This is a genomic window from Nakamurella flava, from assembly GCF_005298075.1.
Taxonomy (GTDB): Bacteria; Actinomycetota; Actinomycetes; order Mycobacteriales; family Nakamurellaceae; genus Nakamurella; species Nakamurella flava.
Genome location: NZ_SZZH01000009.1, coordinates 1 through 15,397 on the forward strand (window position 1 = coordinate 1; position 15,397 = coordinate 15,397).

Consider the following 15,397-nt stretch of genomic DNA (forward strand, 5'->3'; position numbering starts at 1 on the left):
GGTAGAGATCGCCGGAGACGCCGAAAGCGCCGCCGTAGATACCGATGTCCTCGCCGAGCATGAAGACCCGTTCGTCGGCCTCCATGGCCTGGCCGATCGCCTCGCGGACGGCCTCGGCGTAGGTGATGACCCGCGACCCGGTCTGGGCCGCCGCGGTGGGCTGGGTCTGGGTGGTGGTCACTGGTTCTCTCCGGTGGTCGCGTAGACGGCGGACAGCAGTTCGTCGGCGCGGGACGGCGGTGCGGCATTGCCGAAGCGCACCGACTCGCGGATCGCCTCCTTGGCCTGCGCGGCGATCTGGTCCAGGGCGGGCTGGTCCAGGGTGCCGGCGTCGGTGACCTTGGCCAGGAACGCGGCGATCGGGTCGCGCTCCTTCCACTCCGCGATCTCCTCGCGGGTGCGGTAAAGGTTCTTGTCGCTCTTGGAGTGGCCCTTCCAGCGGTAGGTGACGTTCTCGATCAGCGTCGGACCGCCACCGGCCCGGGCGCGGGCGAACGCCGCCAGTGCTGCGTCATAGACGGCCTGCACGTCGTTGCCGTCCACGGTGACGCCGGGCATGCCGTACCCGGCGGCCCGCTCGGACAGGTTGCTGATCTTGGTCGACAGCTCGGTCGACATGGACATGCCGTACTTGTTGTTCTCGCAGACGAACACGACCGGCAGGTTCCAGACCGCGGCCAGGTTCAGGCCCTCGTGGAACGCGCCCTCGTTGCTGGCCCCGTCGCCGAAGAAGCTGACCACCACCGCCTCGGTCTTGCCCTGCAGCTTCAGGCCCAGGGCCGCGCCGGCGGCGATCGGGATGCCGCCGCCGACGATGCCGTTGGCGCCGAGGTTCCCGGTGCTGACGTCGGCGATGTGCATGGAACCGCCGCGGCCCCGGCAGTACCCGGACTCCTTGGCCAGCAGCTCGGCCATCATCCGGTTCAGGTCGGCGCCGGCGCCGATGCAGTGACCGTGTCCGCGGTGGGTGGAGGTCAGGTGGTCATCGTCGCGCATGGCCAGGCAGACGCCGGTGGCCGAGGCCTCCTGGCCGATCGACAGGTGCATGGTGCCGTGCATGAGGCCACGGGCGAACAGCTCGTCGACCGCCTCCTCGAACAACCGGATGCGCCACATGGTGCCCAACACCCGCGCCGCACGCTCCGGATCACGAGCCAGATCCACCACCCCGCCTGGGACTTCGGAGATGGCGTCGGGCGGTGCGGAGGTGGATGACGTGACCGGCGCGGCCATGCGGACTCCCTTGTCGGTAGGTGGGGCAGTGAGGCGACAGGTGTGCTGCAGCAACCGGAGGGCCAGGCCGAAGCGCGGCGACCGCGTTCGATGCGGTGGTCGGTGCAGGCGTCCGGACCCATATGACGGGCCCGGTCTCCGGTCTGAGAGTACCGCCTGAGTCACATAAGTGAAAGGGGTGCACAAATGTGAATCCGGTCTGCCTCGGCTCGCTCATCGCTCCTCCGGGTGATCACCCTGCGGGTCGCCCGCGTCCCGCCGATCACGGCGGGGACGATCGCAGCAGCACCCAGCGACCCGAGGAGCAGCCATGACCACGATGACGACCCACGTCGACCGACGGCCGGCTATCTGGGGTGGCGTGATCTTCGGCCTGGTTATCGGCGGGATCTTCCTGGCTAGTAGTGGCGGGCAGGTGTGGGCGGCCGTCGGTGTCGCGATCCTGGCCGGCGGGCTGTTCGGCCTCGCGGTCGACTACAACCTGCACCGGCAGCGACGGGCCGCGGTGGCCGCCCTGGGCCCGGCCGGCGAAACCCTCAACCGGTCGGATGTGCACGACGCGCTGTCCGGTCCGGTGGCGAAAGACCCATCCGCACGACAGCAACAGCTGAAGATCGTCGACCTGCAGATCGCCGAGGCCGGACGAGCGGGCCGCCGCACCATCATCGTGTTCGGCCTGCTGCTGTTCGCCGAGGTGGTCCTGGCCATCACCAGCACGCCGTGGTTCTGGGTGGCCGCCGCCCTCTTCGCGGTACTGCTCGTCGCCACCCCGATCCAGCAGGCCCGGCTCCGGCGGCGGCGGGCTGAATTGGCCGCCGCGGTCTGAATCGCCGGTCGGACTGACGGCAGCTGCGGCGAGGCGGCCGGTTCCGGGCTCACAATGTGTCCCGAACGGGGGCAGCTGGTGAATCAGAGAACGCGTCGCGACGTGATCAAGGCGTCGACCATCGGGGTGCTCTTCGCGGCTTTCGCCGGCACCGTGTTCTGGCTCTGGGGGCAGCGGCTCGGACCGGCCATGATCGGGGCGACGACCGGTGGCGTCATCGTCACCGTCGTCGTCTTATGGACCGATCGACTCCGGCGGAAGACCACGTCAGACGCGCGTCAGGCGCTGGGATTCACGCTGGATCGGGAAATTCGTCGCGAGGCCATGCGCGCCCCACCATCGGCGGACCCCGTCGTCCGGCAGCGGCAACTGCAGGTGGTGAATCACTTCTACGGACTAATGCACAGACAGGTGCTGCGCAACTCCGTCATCTTCAGTGGGTGCCTTGCACTTCAAGTCTTCCTGGCCCTCCTGTCGTCCTCGCCCTGGTTCTGGGGGCTGGCCGGATGGTTCGCGCTGCTCCTGCTCATCACCCCGTTGCAGCTGCGCTCGCTCCGCCGTCGCCAGCAGGCGCTGCTGGCGGCTGAGGGCGTCGTCAGTCAGTCGTGAAGCGCAGCCGCTGCCCGGGCCGCAGCTGCCCGGCCCGATCGACGTCCGCGTCGAGCACCACGGCGATCACCGGGTAGCCGCCGGTCAATGGATGATCGGCCAGGAACAGCACCGGCTGACCGCTGGGCGGCACCTGGATGGCGCCGCGCACCAGGCCTTCGCTGGGCAGCTCGCCGGTGCGGGAGCGCGTCAGGGGCGGCACCTCGTCGGGTGCGGCGTCCACCGGCCGGTCCAGCCGCAATGCGACGCGGTTGCTCTGCGGGGACACCACCCACTCGCCGTGCAGCAGCGCGGTCGGCTCGGTGAACCAGTGGTCCCGCGGCCCGAAACACACTGGCAGCACGGCCGTTCCGACGCCGGGCGGCATCGGTGCGGCCGCGGTGCTGGCGACAGCGGACCGTTCGCCGGGGTCACCGACCGCCAACCGGGAACCAGCCGTCAACGGTGCCGGCCCGAGACCGGCCAACGTGTCGGTACTCCTCGACCCGAGAACCTCTGCGGTGTCGAATGTTCCGCGCACGGCGAGATAGGTGCGCAGACCGGTCTGCGGGACACGCAGGCGCAGGGTCGCGCCATCCGGCAGAAAGAACGGCTCCTCGACGGGCGCGTCCGCGCCGTCGACGGTGGCCGGGGTGACGGCGCCGGTCACCGCGACGAGCAGATCGGCGCCGTCGGCCCGGACCGTCAGGCCGCCCAGCGTGCACTCCACCGCGGCCGCCCCGGGGTCGTTGCCGACCAGCTCGTTGGCTCGGGCGTGGGCCTGTCGATCGGCCGGGCCGGACGGTCCGACCCCGTCGGCGGCGCGTCCGTGGCGACCGGCGTCCTGCACCAGGGCCATTGGGCCGGGCCGCACCACGACCAAGACCGGACCATCACCACTCCCGACAGCCGTTGTCGCCGAAGCCTTCTCGGACGAGGCAACGGACGCGACCGCGATCGGGTGGGTCGACGAAACGAACCGCACCCGGTGACCGGGCCGGATCCGGGCCGGGGGCTCGGCCGCCGCGTCCCACAGGGTGAGGTCCGTCGCGCCGATGAGCTGCCAGCCGCCGGGTGACTCGCGGGGGTACACCGCGGACCACTCGCCGGCCAGGGCCACGGACCCGGCCGGGATCGACGGCCGGGACTGGGTGCGACGCGGCACCTGCAGACGCGGGTCCCCACCGGTCAGGTAGGCGAAGCCGGGCGCAAAGCCGACGAACGCCGCCGTCCACACCGTCCCGCTGTGGGCCGCGACCACCTCGTCGACCGTCAGGCCGGTCAGCTCGGCCACCTCGGCCAGGTCCGGGCCGTCATATCGGACGGGGACGATCAGCTCGTCGGCCGATACCTCCACGGCGGGAACGGATGCGGGATGGGGCTGGCCGGCCGCGACGGCCGCGAGCGCCCGGGCGAGCAGCACCTCCGACATGTCCGGGGCCGGCGGCCGGGTGCCCGGTCCGGATGCGAATCGGACCAGCACGGTGCTCGCCGCAGGCACCACGTCGACGATGCCAGCGCCCGTCAGCGGCCCGCTGTCGGACCGTAGCGTCGCGGCCACCGTGCCCGGAACGGTCGGACCGCCGGCCGCGGTCGCGGCGGCGAGGTCGAGCAGTACCGCCCGGTCGCCCATCGGGCGAATCGTGATCCCGCTCGTCGAGCCGCTCACGCGAACGCCCTCACGGCAACTCCGGCCCCGGCCAACGCTTCTCGGACCGCCCGGGCCATGGCGACCGCGCCCGGGCTGTCGCCGTGCACGCAGACGCTGTCGGCGGCCACTGCCACCGACGTTCCGTCGATCGCGGTGAGCCGGCCGGTGGTGACGAGGGTGACCACCCGCTCGGCCACCGCGGCCGGGTCGTGCAGCACCGCACCCGGCTCCCGGCGGGACACCAGGGTGCCCTCCGGGGTGTAGGCGCGATCGGCGAACGCCTCCCGCACGGTCGTCAGCCCGGCGTCCTCGGCGGCCGCCAGCAACGCAGATCCGGGCAGGCCGAGGATCGGCAGCGACGCATCGACCGCCCGGACGGCGTCGACCACGGCCCGGGCCTGCCCGGCATGGTGGACGGCGGCGTTGTAGAGGGCCCCGTGCGGCTTGACGTAGCGGACGCGGGTGCCGGCGACGCCGGCCAGGCCCTGCAGAGCGCCGATCTGGTAGACGATGTCGTCCGCCAGCTCGAGGGGGTCGTAGTCGATGAACCGCCGCCCGAACCCGGCGAGATCCCGGTAGCCGACCTGGGCGCCGACGGCCACGCCCCGGTCGGCGGCGGTCGCGCAGGTGCGGCGCAGCGTGGTCGGGTCACCTGCGTGGAACCCGCACGCGACGTTCGCGCTCGTGACCAGGGTCAGCAGGGCGTCGTCGTCACCCAGCGACCACTGCCCGAACGACTCCCCGACGTCACTGTTCAGGTCGACGGCGGTGCCGTTGCCCATCGGTTCCTCCCGGTGCCGTGCGGTCGTGCTCGCCCCGCAGGCCGACTGTAGGTCAGGGCCCGGCTCTCCCCACGGTCGCGACCGGCGTCTGCTGTGCCCCGTCCCGGCACCTGACGTTGGGGAACCGTTCAGCTCGGTGGTCCACGCTGCGCAGGTGAAGGACCAGGGCCCCGACGACTCCACGGCACCCGCATCGGTGCTCGACGACGATGCCGAAGAGACCGATCTGACCGAACGGGCCCGCAAGACGGCGCGCAAGCTGCTGCGCAAGGAACTCCCCGAGCGCTGGCAGCACACGCTGGGGGTGGCCCGGCGGGCCGCCGAACTGGCCGGTGCAGTGCCCCGTGACGAGGGCCCGCTGCTGATCGCCGCCGCCTGGCTGCACGACATCGGCTACTCCTCCGAACTGCAGCTCACCGGCTTTCACCCCATCGACGGCGGCCTGTACCTGCGAGAACGCGGGTGGGACCCCCGGTTGGTCGCGTTGGTCGCACATCACTCCGGCGCCCGGTACGTCCCCGTCGACCGCGGCTTCTCCGAGATCATGGCGACGTTCCCCTTCGAGGAATCGCCGTTGTCGGACGCGCTGACCTACGCGGACCAGACCGTCGGCCCCAACGGCGTCCGGATGACGGTGGAGTACCGCATCGCCGAGGCCATCACCCGGCACGGCCCCAACTCGCCGAACGCCCGGGCCCGGGTGGATCGGGTGCCGTACCTGCTGGCCGCGGCTCAGCGGGTCCGGGACCGGCTGCACCACGTCGGCCAACCGGCCGTCCGACCCGGCCAGTAGCGGACCCGGCCGATATCCCGACCCGGTCGCCCCGCCGTCCGGACGACGGAACGACGGCGGTCACGACCGTGTGGGGTCAGAGGTAGTTGCCGACGGGGGCCGCCGGCTTCCACCGGCCGCCGCGGGCCACGCCGAGCATCCGCTCCGTCGTCAGGTCCTGGCCGAACTCCAGGACCGTGCGCCGCACGATCTCGTGGAGATCGGCCCCGCTGACGTCGTCCACCGCGCCGGCCACCGCGTCGACGTCGACCCCGCCGACGATCCGGCGTCGTTCGCCCGGGTCCTGCTCGCCGGAACGTTCCTCGATCCTGGTGAGGTACAGCCGCAGCATGTCGGCGCGCGCCGACCGATCGGGTTTGGGAATCTCCAGCACGGTGTCGATGCGGCCGGGCCGGATGGCCGCGGCATCCAGGGCCAGCGGGTCGTTGGTGGTGGCGACGGTGAGGACGTCCTGCCGGGACCGCACGCCGTCGAGCGTGTTGAGGAACTCCGTCAGCGGGGCCGAGACCTCGCCGCCACGCCGCCGGCCGGTGATCAGGTCGATGTCCTCCAGGACCACGACGGTCGGCCCCAGCAGCTCGATGTCGTCGTAGAGCTCACGGATGTAGTCGGTGACCACCTCGCTGCTGGCCAGGATGATCGTCATCCGCTGGGTCAGCTCCGTCGCCAGGGCCCGGATGACGCTCGTCTTCCCGACGCCGGGGGCGCCGGTGAGCAGCAGGCCGCGTGACGTTCCCAGGCCCAGGCGTTGCAGCAGTTCCCGGCGGGTGGTGGTGGTCGACAGGAACAGGTCGAGTTCCGTCCAGACGGCCTCCGGCAGCACCACGTCGGCCCGGGAGGCGCCCGACGCCTTCACCGTCGACATCGCCAGGCGGCCGCTGTCGACCGTCGCGTTGAGCACCAGGCCCCGCAGCGGATTGTTGTCGCCCCGGGCCTCCTGTTCGAAGCGGGCGGCCAGCGGCTCGCCGAACGACTGGTCCGCGCGGCGCAGGTAGTAGATGATGCCGCGCTCGCCCCACTCGTAGTCGTCGATGGACGCCACGCAGGGCACCGGCAGGATGGTGTCGGCGGGGAAGTAGACGTTCATCTGACCTGGGATCGGGGTCGGATGGTCGCCGCCGGTGTCGAGCAGTGCCCACCGCGGGGCCTTCTCGGGGGCGACCCCGGCCACCACGATCCGGTCGGCGAACTCGTCCATGTACCGGGCCAGCACGGCCCCGATCATCGGCAGCTTGAGCGCGGAGGCCAGCCGCCGGAACGCGGCCACCTCGTTCAGCGGCACCTGCAGGTACTTCGCAGACCACGACGGCGGCTCGCCGACCGCGTTCCGTACCCCGCCCAGCAGGGCGACAAGGGTCTCGATCGTCTCGCGGGTGGCCCCGCTCACCGGCCCCAGATCCAACGGTTCACCCGTCGGAGCCAGCGGCGCGCCCGCCCCGGCGGACGCTGCGGTGCTCTTCGGGACGGTGCCTGTCATGACCCGACTGTAGGAGCGAACCGGCATACCGGACCCGGTTCGGCGGCCGGTCCCGCCGAACGGGCGACGACCGCCATGACCACCCGGGAGTCACACCAGGTGTGGGCAGTCCTCGCCACGGACCAGCGCCCGCAGGTTGGACAGCGTGACGTCCGAGATCTGATCGAGCGCCTCACCCGTGAAGAACGCCTGGTGCCCGGTGATGAGCACGTTCGGGAAGGTGCTGAGCCGGGCGAAGACGTCGTCGGGAATGAAGCTGTGCGACCGGTCGTGGAAGAACAACGCCTCCTCCTGCTCGTAGACATCGATCGCCAACCCACCGAGCTTGCCGGACTTCAGCGCCTTGATCGCCTGCTTGGTGTCGACGAGCGCGCCCCGGGAGGTGTTGACCAGGAAGACGCCGTCCTTCATCTTGTCCAGAGCCTGCTTGCCGATGAGGTGGTAGGTGTCCGCGGTCAGCGGCGAGTGCAGGGTGATGACGTCCGAGCGTTCGAAGAGCTCGTCCGGTTCGACGTAGGTGCCGACCTTCTCGAACTCCGGGTTGCGGTAGGGGTCGCTGCCGAGCACCTGCATGCCGAACCCGTGCAGGATGCGCGCCGCACACACGCCGATGCGGCCCGTGCCGACCACCCCGGCCACCTTCCCGTGCAGGGTGAATCCGAGGAGGCCGTCGAGGGCGAAATTGCCTTCCCGGACCCGGTTGTAGGCGCGGTGGGTCTTCCGGTTGAGCGTCAGCAGCATCGTGACCGCGTGCTCGGCCACCGCCTCGGGGGAGTACGCGGGCACCCGGGCCACCGCGATACCGGCCGCCCTGGCCGCGTCGAGGTCGACGTTGTTGAAGCCCGCGCAGCGCAGCAGCACCGTCCGCACACCTGCCGCGCGGAGGGCCTCGATGACCGGCGCCGAGACGTCGTCGTTGACGAACACGCACACGGCGTCGGCTCCGGCGGCCAACGCGGTGCTCTCCACGGTCAGGCGGTCGCGAGAGAACACCAGGTCGAAACCGTCGTCGACGAACCGCTCGTCGTTGATCCGGGTGAAGAACCGCCGGTCGTACGGCTGGGTGCTGAAAAAGACGACCCGGGTGCGGCCCCGGTCGGTTGCGGTGTCCTGGGCGGTGGAGGGCATGGTCGTCCTTCAGGATGACGGGTGATGACGACAGGGTCTGGACCGGGTGTCCGCCGGTGGATCCCGGTGGCTTCCCCGGTCTTCATCCTCCGCCCCGGACCGCCCGAGGACGAGGGGACGAAAGTCCTGATTTCGCCGATCGTTGCTGCTCGGCACGATTCAGAAAGATCGCCCGCGCCGGTGCTGCCGGCGGCCCGAACGGGCCGCTCAGCAGCAGCGGGCCCCCGGGTTCCGGTCCATCTGCTCGTACTTGTCCCGCCAGAACTGCCGTTCGTCCGGGATCGGGGCCTCGGGGTGCCGACGGCGCAGGTGCTCGACGTAGGTGGTGTAGGCCGACTGGCCGACCACGCCGTTCGTCCACCAGCGGAGCCCGTCCCACCAGCGCCGCCAGGGCACGCCCGACGCCGGCCGGGCATCCCCGTCGCCGGCGGCCGGTCGGCCGCCGGCATCGTTCATCGTCGACCTCGCACGGCTAGTGACCGGCCCGTTCGCGGACCAGGCCGGCGTCGGCCCATTCCTTCTCGATCCGCTTCTCGGCCGCCGTCGGCACGAAACTCTTGGGTGCGAACAGCTGGGACGGCTCGTCGGGCTCCTCGGAGGTCGGCAGACCGCCCGCCCGGATCGACTTCACGCACACCGCCGCGCCGGCCAGCACGACCACGATGACCAGCGAGGCGAACAGGATCGACAGCGTTCCCTGGATGAAGGTGTTACGGATGACCGCCTCGATCGCCTCCGGGGTCCGGGCGGTGCCGAAGCTCTGTTCGCCCCGCTCCTGCGCGGCCTTGAACGCCGAGTGCTGCGCCCAGTACCCGATGGCCGGGACCGACGAAAAGATCTTCTGGTAGGACGCCGTCATGGTCACGACCAGGTCCCAGACCAACGGGACGCCGGCGATCCAGCACCACTTGTAGAGCTGCTTCTTGATCAGCACGCAGAAGACGACGGTCAGCGCGACGGCGGCCAGCAGCTGGTTGGCGATACCGAACAGCGGGAAGAGCGTGTTGATCCCGCCCAGCGGGTCCGTCACGCCCATCAGCAGGATGGCGCCCCACAGGCCGACGACGATCAGCGAGCAGACCCAGGCGCCGACCCGCCAGGACGGGTCACGGAACTTGCGGGCCGGGCCGGGGATGTTGCCGATCGAGTCCGAGAGCATGAAGCGGGCGACCCGGGTGCCGGCGTCGACGGTGGTGAGGATGAACAGCGCCTCGAACATGATCGCGAAGTGGTACCAGAACGACTTCAGACCCTCGCCGCCGATCACCTCGTGCATGATCTCGCTCATCCCGAAGGCCAGCGTGGGGGCGCCGCCAGTGCGGGAGATGATCGACTCCTCGCCGACGTCCTCCGCGGCCTTGGCGAACACCTCGGGGGAGATGTTCACGCCGTTCAGCCCTAGCCCGTTGACGTAGGCCGCCGCGGTCTCCGGCGTCCCGCCGGTCAGACCGAGCGGGGCGTTCATCGCGAAGTACAGATGCTGGTCGAGCACGCAGGCGGTGATCAGGGCCATGATCGCGACGAACGACTCGGTGAGCATGCCGCCGTAGCCGATGACCTTGGCCTGGCTCTCCTTCTCGATCAGCTTGGGCGTCGTACCCGACGAGATGAGCGCGTGGAACCCGGACAGCGCGCCGCAGGCGATGGTGATGAACAGGAACGGGAACAGGCTGCCGGCGAAGGCCGGTCCGTTGCCGGCGCCGGCGAACGGCGTGATCGCCGGCATCTGCATCTCCGGCCGGGCGATCAGGATGCCGACGGCCAGCAGCACGATGGTGCCGACCTTCATGAACGTCGACAGGTAGTCGCGCGGGGCCAGCAGCAGCCACACCGGCAACACCGACGCGGCCAGGCCGTAGATCAGGATCCACCAGGCGATGGTCACCTTTGACAACGTGAAGACGTCGGCGCCCCACTCGGTCTCGGCGACCCAGCCGCCGGCCACGATGGCCAGCAGCAGCAGGACAACACCGATGAGGGAGACCTCGGAGACCTTGCCCGGCCGCCAGTACCGCAGGTAGCAGCCCATGAATAGGGCGATCGGGATGGTCATCGCGATGGAGAAGACACCCCAGGGGCTCTCGGCCAGGGCGTTGACGACGACCAGCGCGAGCACCGCGATGAGGATGATCATGATGACGAAAACGGCGATCATGGCGGCGATCCCGCCGACCCGGCCGAGCTCGTCCCGGGCCATCTGGCCGAGGCTGCGACCACGGCGACGGATGGAGATCGACAGCACCAGGTAGTCCTGCACGGCGCCGGCGACGACGACACCCACGATGATCCAGATGGTTCCGGGCAGGTACCCCATCTGTGCGGCCAGCACCGGCCCGACCAGCGGCCCGGCCCCGGCGATCGCGGCGAAGTGGTGCCCGAACAGCACCCGCCGATCGGTCGGCATGAAGTCCTTGCCGTTCTCGTACTTCTCGGCCGGGGTCGCCCGCTCGTCGCGGGGACGGACCACCCGGTACTCGATCAACCGGGCGTAGAAGCGGAAGGCGATGACGTACGTGCAGACGGCGGCGAACACGAACCACACGGCGTTGACGTGCTCGCCGCGGACCACGGCGATCATCACCCAGGCGATGCCGCCGAGCAGCGCGATCGCCGCGTAGGTCAGGCGTTTCGCCGGTGTCCAGGCGAAGTTCTCGCGCACCGCCACCGGTGGTCTGTCCGGGTCGGTGCGGACGTACTCGACGCCGTCCTCGACAGATTCCCTCGCCTGCAGCGTCATCGCTGTTCCTTCCGTCGGTCGCCGGGCCGGCCGCCGACACCGCGGCATGGCGCCGGCCTCGACAGAGTTCCCGGACGAAGCCTCGCATCGCGCCGCAGAGCCGGCCAATCAAACCGGTGGCCAGCGACGGGCGGTTGTTCCGGTGCGACGAACGGTCGGTTCGACGGCCGAAGGTCTCGACCAGGTCACGACCGGACGCGGGCACCGACCCCACCCCCCAGCCGCCCCGAGACCCACGGTAGGCGCGGGGGCGGGACGGGGTGGAACCGGTGTCAGTGCCGGAAGCCGCTCGGGCCGGACAACTGACCCCCGGAGTGCGCGTCCTTCTCGAGGTCGGCGACGGCGCGCTGCAGATCGGCGAAGAACAGGTCGGCCAAGTCGAGGGAGAAGCCGTTGCGGCAGACCACCCGGAGCACCGCCAGGTCGGTCCGGTTCTCCGGGAACGTGTACGCCGGCACCTGCCAGCCCCGTTCCCGCAGCCGCCGGGACACCGCGAAGACATCCCATCCCTGGACGTCGTCGGTGGTGGTGAAGGCGAAGACCGGCAGCTCGTCACCCCGGGTGAGGCAGCGGAACTGGGGCATGGCGTCGATGCGCTCGGCCAGCCCGGTCGCGACGTCGCGGCTGGCCTGCTGGACGGCGACGAATCCGGAGAAGCCGAGGCGGAAGAAGTTGTAGTACTGGGCGATGACCTCGGCGCCCGGCCGGGAGAAGTTGAGCGCGAACGTGGGCATGTCCCCACCGAGGTAGTTGACGCGGAAGATCAGGTCCTCGGGGAGCGCGTCGGCGTCCCGCCAGAGCACCCAGCCGACGCCCGGGTACACCAGGCCGTACTTGTGGCCGGAGGTGTTGATGGATGCCACCCGGGGCAGCCGGAAGTCCCATTCCAGGTCCGGGTCCAGGAACGGGGCGATCATCCCGCCCGACGCCCCGTCGACGTGGACCTGCACGTCGGGTCCACCGCCGGCGGCCAGCTCGTCCAGCGCGGCGCAGATCTCGGCGACCGGCTCGTAGCTGCCGTCGAAGGTCGACCCCAGGATGGCGACCACCCCGATGGTGTCCTCGTCGCAGTGGGCCACCGCGCCGGCCGCGTCGAGGTGGAAGCGGTCGCCCTCCATGGGCACCGTGCGCGGCTCGACGTCCCAGTACCGGCAGAACTTCTCCCAGCAGACCTGGACGTTGGCGCCCATCACCAGGTTCGGGGTGCGCGTCCGCGGGTCACCGCCGGCCGCACGGACCCGGGCCGCCCACCGGCGCTTGAGCGCCATCCCCGCCAGCATGCAGGCCTCACTGGACCCCGTCGTCGAACATCCCGTCGCGTGCTCGGGATGCGGGGCGTGCCACAGATCGGCCAGGATCGCCACGCACCGCCGCTCCACCTCGGCGGTCTGCGGGTACTCGTCCTTGTCGATCATGTTCTTGTCGGCGCAGTCGGCCATCAGCTGCTGGGCGTGCGGCTCCATCCACGTGGTGACGAACGTGGCCAGGTTGAGCCGGGCGCTGCCGTCGAGCAGCAGCTCGTCGTGGATCAACCGGTAGGCGACCTCCGCCGGGACCGGATCCTCCGACAGCTTGTTGTCGGGCAGCCGCACCTCGTCGCCGATGGCCGGGTTGGCCAGGGTGACCAGCGGATTGCTGTGGGAGCGACGGACCGGCTCGGACGCACCGTTGTGCAGAGGCATGCCCGGATTATCGGGCCGGGTCGTCGCTCCGGCGGGAAGACCCGACGAACGGGTCACCCGGCCGGGGCGGCGACCCGCGCGGGGGAGTCGGCTGATCGGCCCAGGGAACGCGAAGACGATCAGCGTCGCCCGAAGTGGTGGGCATGGATGCGGACCGACCCGCCGGGGGAATGACGAACGGGGGCGGTGCCGGTACCGGCACCGCCCCCGCATGGTCGAACTCGGGTCAGCCGGCGGAACCGTTCGCCGCGACCTGCTCGGCCGCACCGGCGGCCGCCTTCTCGGTCTTCTCGCCGCCGGTCTGCAGCGAGCCGGACGCCGACTCGAGGTGCGCACGGACGAACCAGTGGAACAGCTCCAGATCGTGCAGGTGCCCGACGAGCAGGTCCTCGGTGACGGTGTCGATCTCGCCGGCCTTCTCGGCGGCCTCGCGGTGATCGCCGATGACCCCGTCGTAGACCAGGTCCAGGGCGCCCAGGTGCGCGATCGCGTCGGCCCGGCCGATGGAGTAGTCGTCCCACTTGCGCTCGGCGACCAGGGCACCCGGGGTGCCGGTCGGCGAGGAACCCAGGGTGGCGATCCGCTCGGCCACCGCGTCGACCATCGCGCGGACGGCGTCGACCTGCGGGTCGAGCATCTCGTGGACGGCGATGAAGTGCGGGCCGACGACGTTCCAGTGGATGTGCTTGAGCGTCAGCGCCAGGTCGTTGAGGGCGTTCAGCCGGTCCTGCAGGAGCGTGGCGACGGTCGCGCCCTCCTCCACGGACAACGACGGCACGGTGTACTTCGGCAGGCTCTTGGCCATGATCGGATCCTTCCGTTCGCTGCGGTCAGCCGACCCGGCGTGTGACCGGTCCAACCCCGGCGGGGCGGACGGTGTCGTGGCGCCGTTCGCCGCGGGGCGGGAGACGGGCCGGCCGGGTCCTTCCGGATCGTCACGTACCCAGCGGTCGCCGCTCCGACACAGCCGACGCCTTCCGGGTGGCCGGCACGTCGCCCCACTCCGACCCGCCGTCCGCCGTCCGCACCGGGACCGCGAAGACGGCGACCACCAGCCACAGCAGTTGCAGGCTGGCCGCGATGGCCAGCAACGGGCCGCCACCGGCGAAGTCCGGGGTGTAGGTCCCGAGGATGTTGCTGGCCGGGAGGCACCAGACGACCAGACCGACGGTGATGAGGAGCGAACAGACGACGACCTCGATGATCCGGACGGTCAGCGCCCGGTCGGTGCGGCCGCTGCCGGGCTGCGAGTCGTGCAGCAGTGACCGGACGGCCGCCGCCAGGCGCAGGCCCACGAGGAGCATCGCCGGGAAGAGCCAGATGATGTGGTGCACCCAGCTGACCGGGCTGATCAGCACCCCGGCCAGGCCGGCCAGGGTCATACCGGCCAGCTCGTCGCCGGCCAGGGCGGCCCGCCGGGCCCGCCACAGACCGACCGCGGCGACGGCACCACCCAGCGCCAGCCATGCCACACCCGAAGGAGGCAGCGGATCCGACAGCCGGGCCAGCAGGCCGTTGACCGACTGGTTCATGGTGCTGTCGATGAACCCGACCCGGGACGTGTCGAAGATGATCGAGGTGAAATACCGCCAGGTCTCGGACGGCGCGAAGACCGCGCCGAACAGCGTGGCGGCCACGGCGGCGGCAGCCGCGGTCGCGGCGGCCCGCCACCGGCGGGTGAGCAGCAGATAGATGATGAAGATGCCGGGCGTCAGCTTGATGGCGGTGGCCAGGCCGATGCCCACACCGGTCCACCGGCTACCCCGCCGGCCCAGGACGAGCAGGTCGATCGCCACCAGCAGGGCCAGATAGATGTTGATCTGCCCGAAGGAGAAGGTCTGCCGGAACGGTTCGAGCAGGAAGGCGAACCCGGTGCCGACCCCGGTGGCCGCAAGCAGCAGGGTGCGCGGCAGGGCGAAGCGCTCCCGGAGCACCAGGAACACGAACACCGCGCCGCAGGCCACGATCGCGGTGAGCGAGATGGCCAGGACCAGCGGGTACGGCAGGATGCCCATCGGCGCCATGACCACGGCCGACAGCGGCGGGTACGTGAAGCCGAGCTCGACGTTGACCGGGTCCGGCTGGGCGTAGCTGAAGAGGTCGTGGCCCGACATCCACCAGTTGACGGCGTCGTAGTACAGCCGCAGGTCGAACTGATGGTGGTGCTGGCCGATGGCCCAGCCCCACGCCAGCGCGATGAGCAGTGACAGCACGGTCGGCAGGACCACGGTGACGACCCGGGTCTTGGTCGGCAGGGTGTCCCACCACTGCACCACCCGCAGGGCCTTCACGGTGGGTTCGATCGGCCGCCCGGTCGCCGTCACAAGTCCACCGTGCCTTTCTCCGCGATCTCTTTTCGCGTGCTCTTTGTCGGTCTGTCGGCCATCATGTCACCCGTTCGAATGGCGGGGCCCGGAGTTGACCATTCCGATATCTGACCCCCACCCAGCGCGACGGTGCGCCGGGACGGAAATGATCCGTCGCTCGTCCAAGCCCCTCT

At 70.7% G+C, this 15,397-nt stretch carries 13 protein-coding genes and 1 pseudogene; 3 read left to right on the top strand and 11 right to left on the bottom strand.

Annotated features, from left to right (window positions below):
* Both FDO65_RS21675 and FDO65_RS21680 read right to left on the bottom strand, forming a co-directional pair.
* Positions 1-181: pseudogene (locus FDO65_RS21675) on the bottom strand (alpha-ketoacid dehydrogenase subunit beta); the annotation flags it as partial.
* Entirely contained in the window at positions 178-1,116 is a 939-nt protein-coding gene (locus FDO65_RS21680; RefSeq protein ID WP_166442343.1) for a thiamine pyrophosphate-dependent dehydrogenase E1 component subunit alpha, read from the bottom strand. The pseudogene FDO65_RS21675 and the gene FDO65_RS21680, both read right to left, overlap by 4 nt.
* 427 nt (positions 1,117-1,543) lie before the next feature.
* On the opposite strand from FDO65_RS21680, the gene FDO65_RS21685 reads away from it, so the two are divergent.
* Positions 1,544-2,059: a hypothetical protein gene (locus FDO65_RS21685; RefSeq protein WP_137451852.1), complete on the top strand. Its 516-nt coding sequence runs from the start codon at positions 1,544-1,546 to the stop codon at positions 2,057-2,059.
* Between the two features lie 78 nt (positions 2,060-2,137).
* On the top strand, positions 2,138-2,668 hold the full coding sequence (locus FDO65_RS21690) for a hypothetical protein (RefSeq protein WP_137451853.1): 531 nt from the start codon (positions 2,138-2,140) through the stop codon (positions 2,666-2,668).
* On the opposite strand, the gene FDO65_RS22990 is transcribed toward FDO65_RS21690, so the two are convergent.
* Together FDO65_RS22990 and FDO65_RS21700 are read right to left on the bottom strand one after the other, a co-directional pair.
* Positions 2,655-4,280, bottom strand: a complete 1,626-nt coding sequence (locus tag FDO65_RS22990) for a 5-oxoprolinase subunit B/C family protein (protein ID WP_137451854.1) — start codon at positions 4,278-4,280, stop codon at positions 2,655-2,657. The genes FDO65_RS21690 and FDO65_RS22990 overlap by 14 nt on opposite strands.
* Before the next feature lie 32 nt (positions 4,281-4,312).
* On the bottom strand, positions 4,313-5,080 hold the full coding sequence (locus FDO65_RS21700) for a LamB/YcsF family protein (RefSeq protein WP_137451855.1): 768 nt from the start codon (positions 5,078-5,080) through the stop codon (positions 4,313-4,315).
* A 154-nt stretch (positions 5,081-5,234) separates the two neighbouring features.
* Here FDO65_RS21700 and FDO65_RS21705 point away from each other — a divergent pair, with 154 nt between their 5' ends.
* A complete protein-coding gene (locus tag FDO65_RS21705) occupies positions 5,235-5,873 on the top strand; it encodes an HD domain-containing protein (protein WP_205850245.1) in 639 nt (212 codons plus the stop codon).
* A gap of 76 nt (positions 5,874-5,949) precedes the next feature.
* Here the strand turns inward: FDO65_RS21705 and FDO65_RS21710 are convergent, their stop codons facing one another.
* The 7 genes from FDO65_RS21710 to FDO65_RS21740 all read right to left on the bottom strand — a co-directional run bounded on the left by FDO65_RS21710 (position 5,950) and on the right by FDO65_RS21740 (position 15,221).
* The gene (locus tag FDO65_RS21710) at positions 5,950-7,350 is read right to left on the bottom strand and encodes an AAA family ATPase (RefSeq protein ID WP_137451856.1); all 1,401 of its coding nucleotides are present in this window, start codon (positions 7,348-7,350) and stop codon (positions 5,950-5,952) included.
* Between the two features lie 90 nt (positions 7,351-7,440).
* Complete coding sequence (locus FDO65_RS21715; protein WP_137451857.1) at positions 7,441-8,478, bottom strand: 2-hydroxyacid dehydrogenase; 1,038 nt, start codon at positions 8,476-8,478, stop codon at positions 7,441-7,443.
* 207 nt (positions 8,479-8,685) lie between these two features.
* A complete protein-coding gene (locus tag FDO65_RS21720; RefSeq protein WP_137451858.1) occupies positions 8,686-8,934 on the bottom strand; it encodes a YbdD/YjiX family protein in 249 nt (82 codons plus the stop codon).
* 16 nt (positions 8,935-8,950) lie between these two features.
* A complete protein-coding gene (locus tag FDO65_RS21725) occupies positions 8,951-11,215 on the bottom strand; it encodes a carbon starvation CstA family protein (protein ID WP_137451859.1) in 2,265 nt (754 codons plus the stop codon).
* Positions 11,216-11,487: 272 nt separating this feature from the next.
* Positions 11,488-12,897 (bottom strand): glutamate decarboxylase, encoded by a 1,410-nt coding sequence (gad, locus tag FDO65_RS21730; RefSeq protein WP_137451860.1) that lies wholly within the window; start codon positions 12,895-12,897, stop codon positions 11,488-11,490.
* A 226-nt stretch (positions 12,898-13,123) separates the two neighbouring features.
* Entirely contained in the window at positions 13,124-13,702 is a 579-nt protein-coding gene (locus FDO65_RS21735) for a Dps family protein (RefSeq protein WP_137451861.1), read from the bottom strand.
* Positions 13,703-13,832: 130 nt separating this feature from the next.
* The gene (locus tag FDO65_RS21740) at positions 13,833-15,221 is read right to left on the bottom strand and encodes a glycosyltransferase 87 family protein (RefSeq protein ID WP_137451862.1); all 1,389 of its coding nucleotides are present in this window, start codon (positions 15,219-15,221) and stop codon (positions 13,833-13,835) included.
* Between the last annotated feature and the right edge of the window lie 176 nt (positions 15,222-15,397).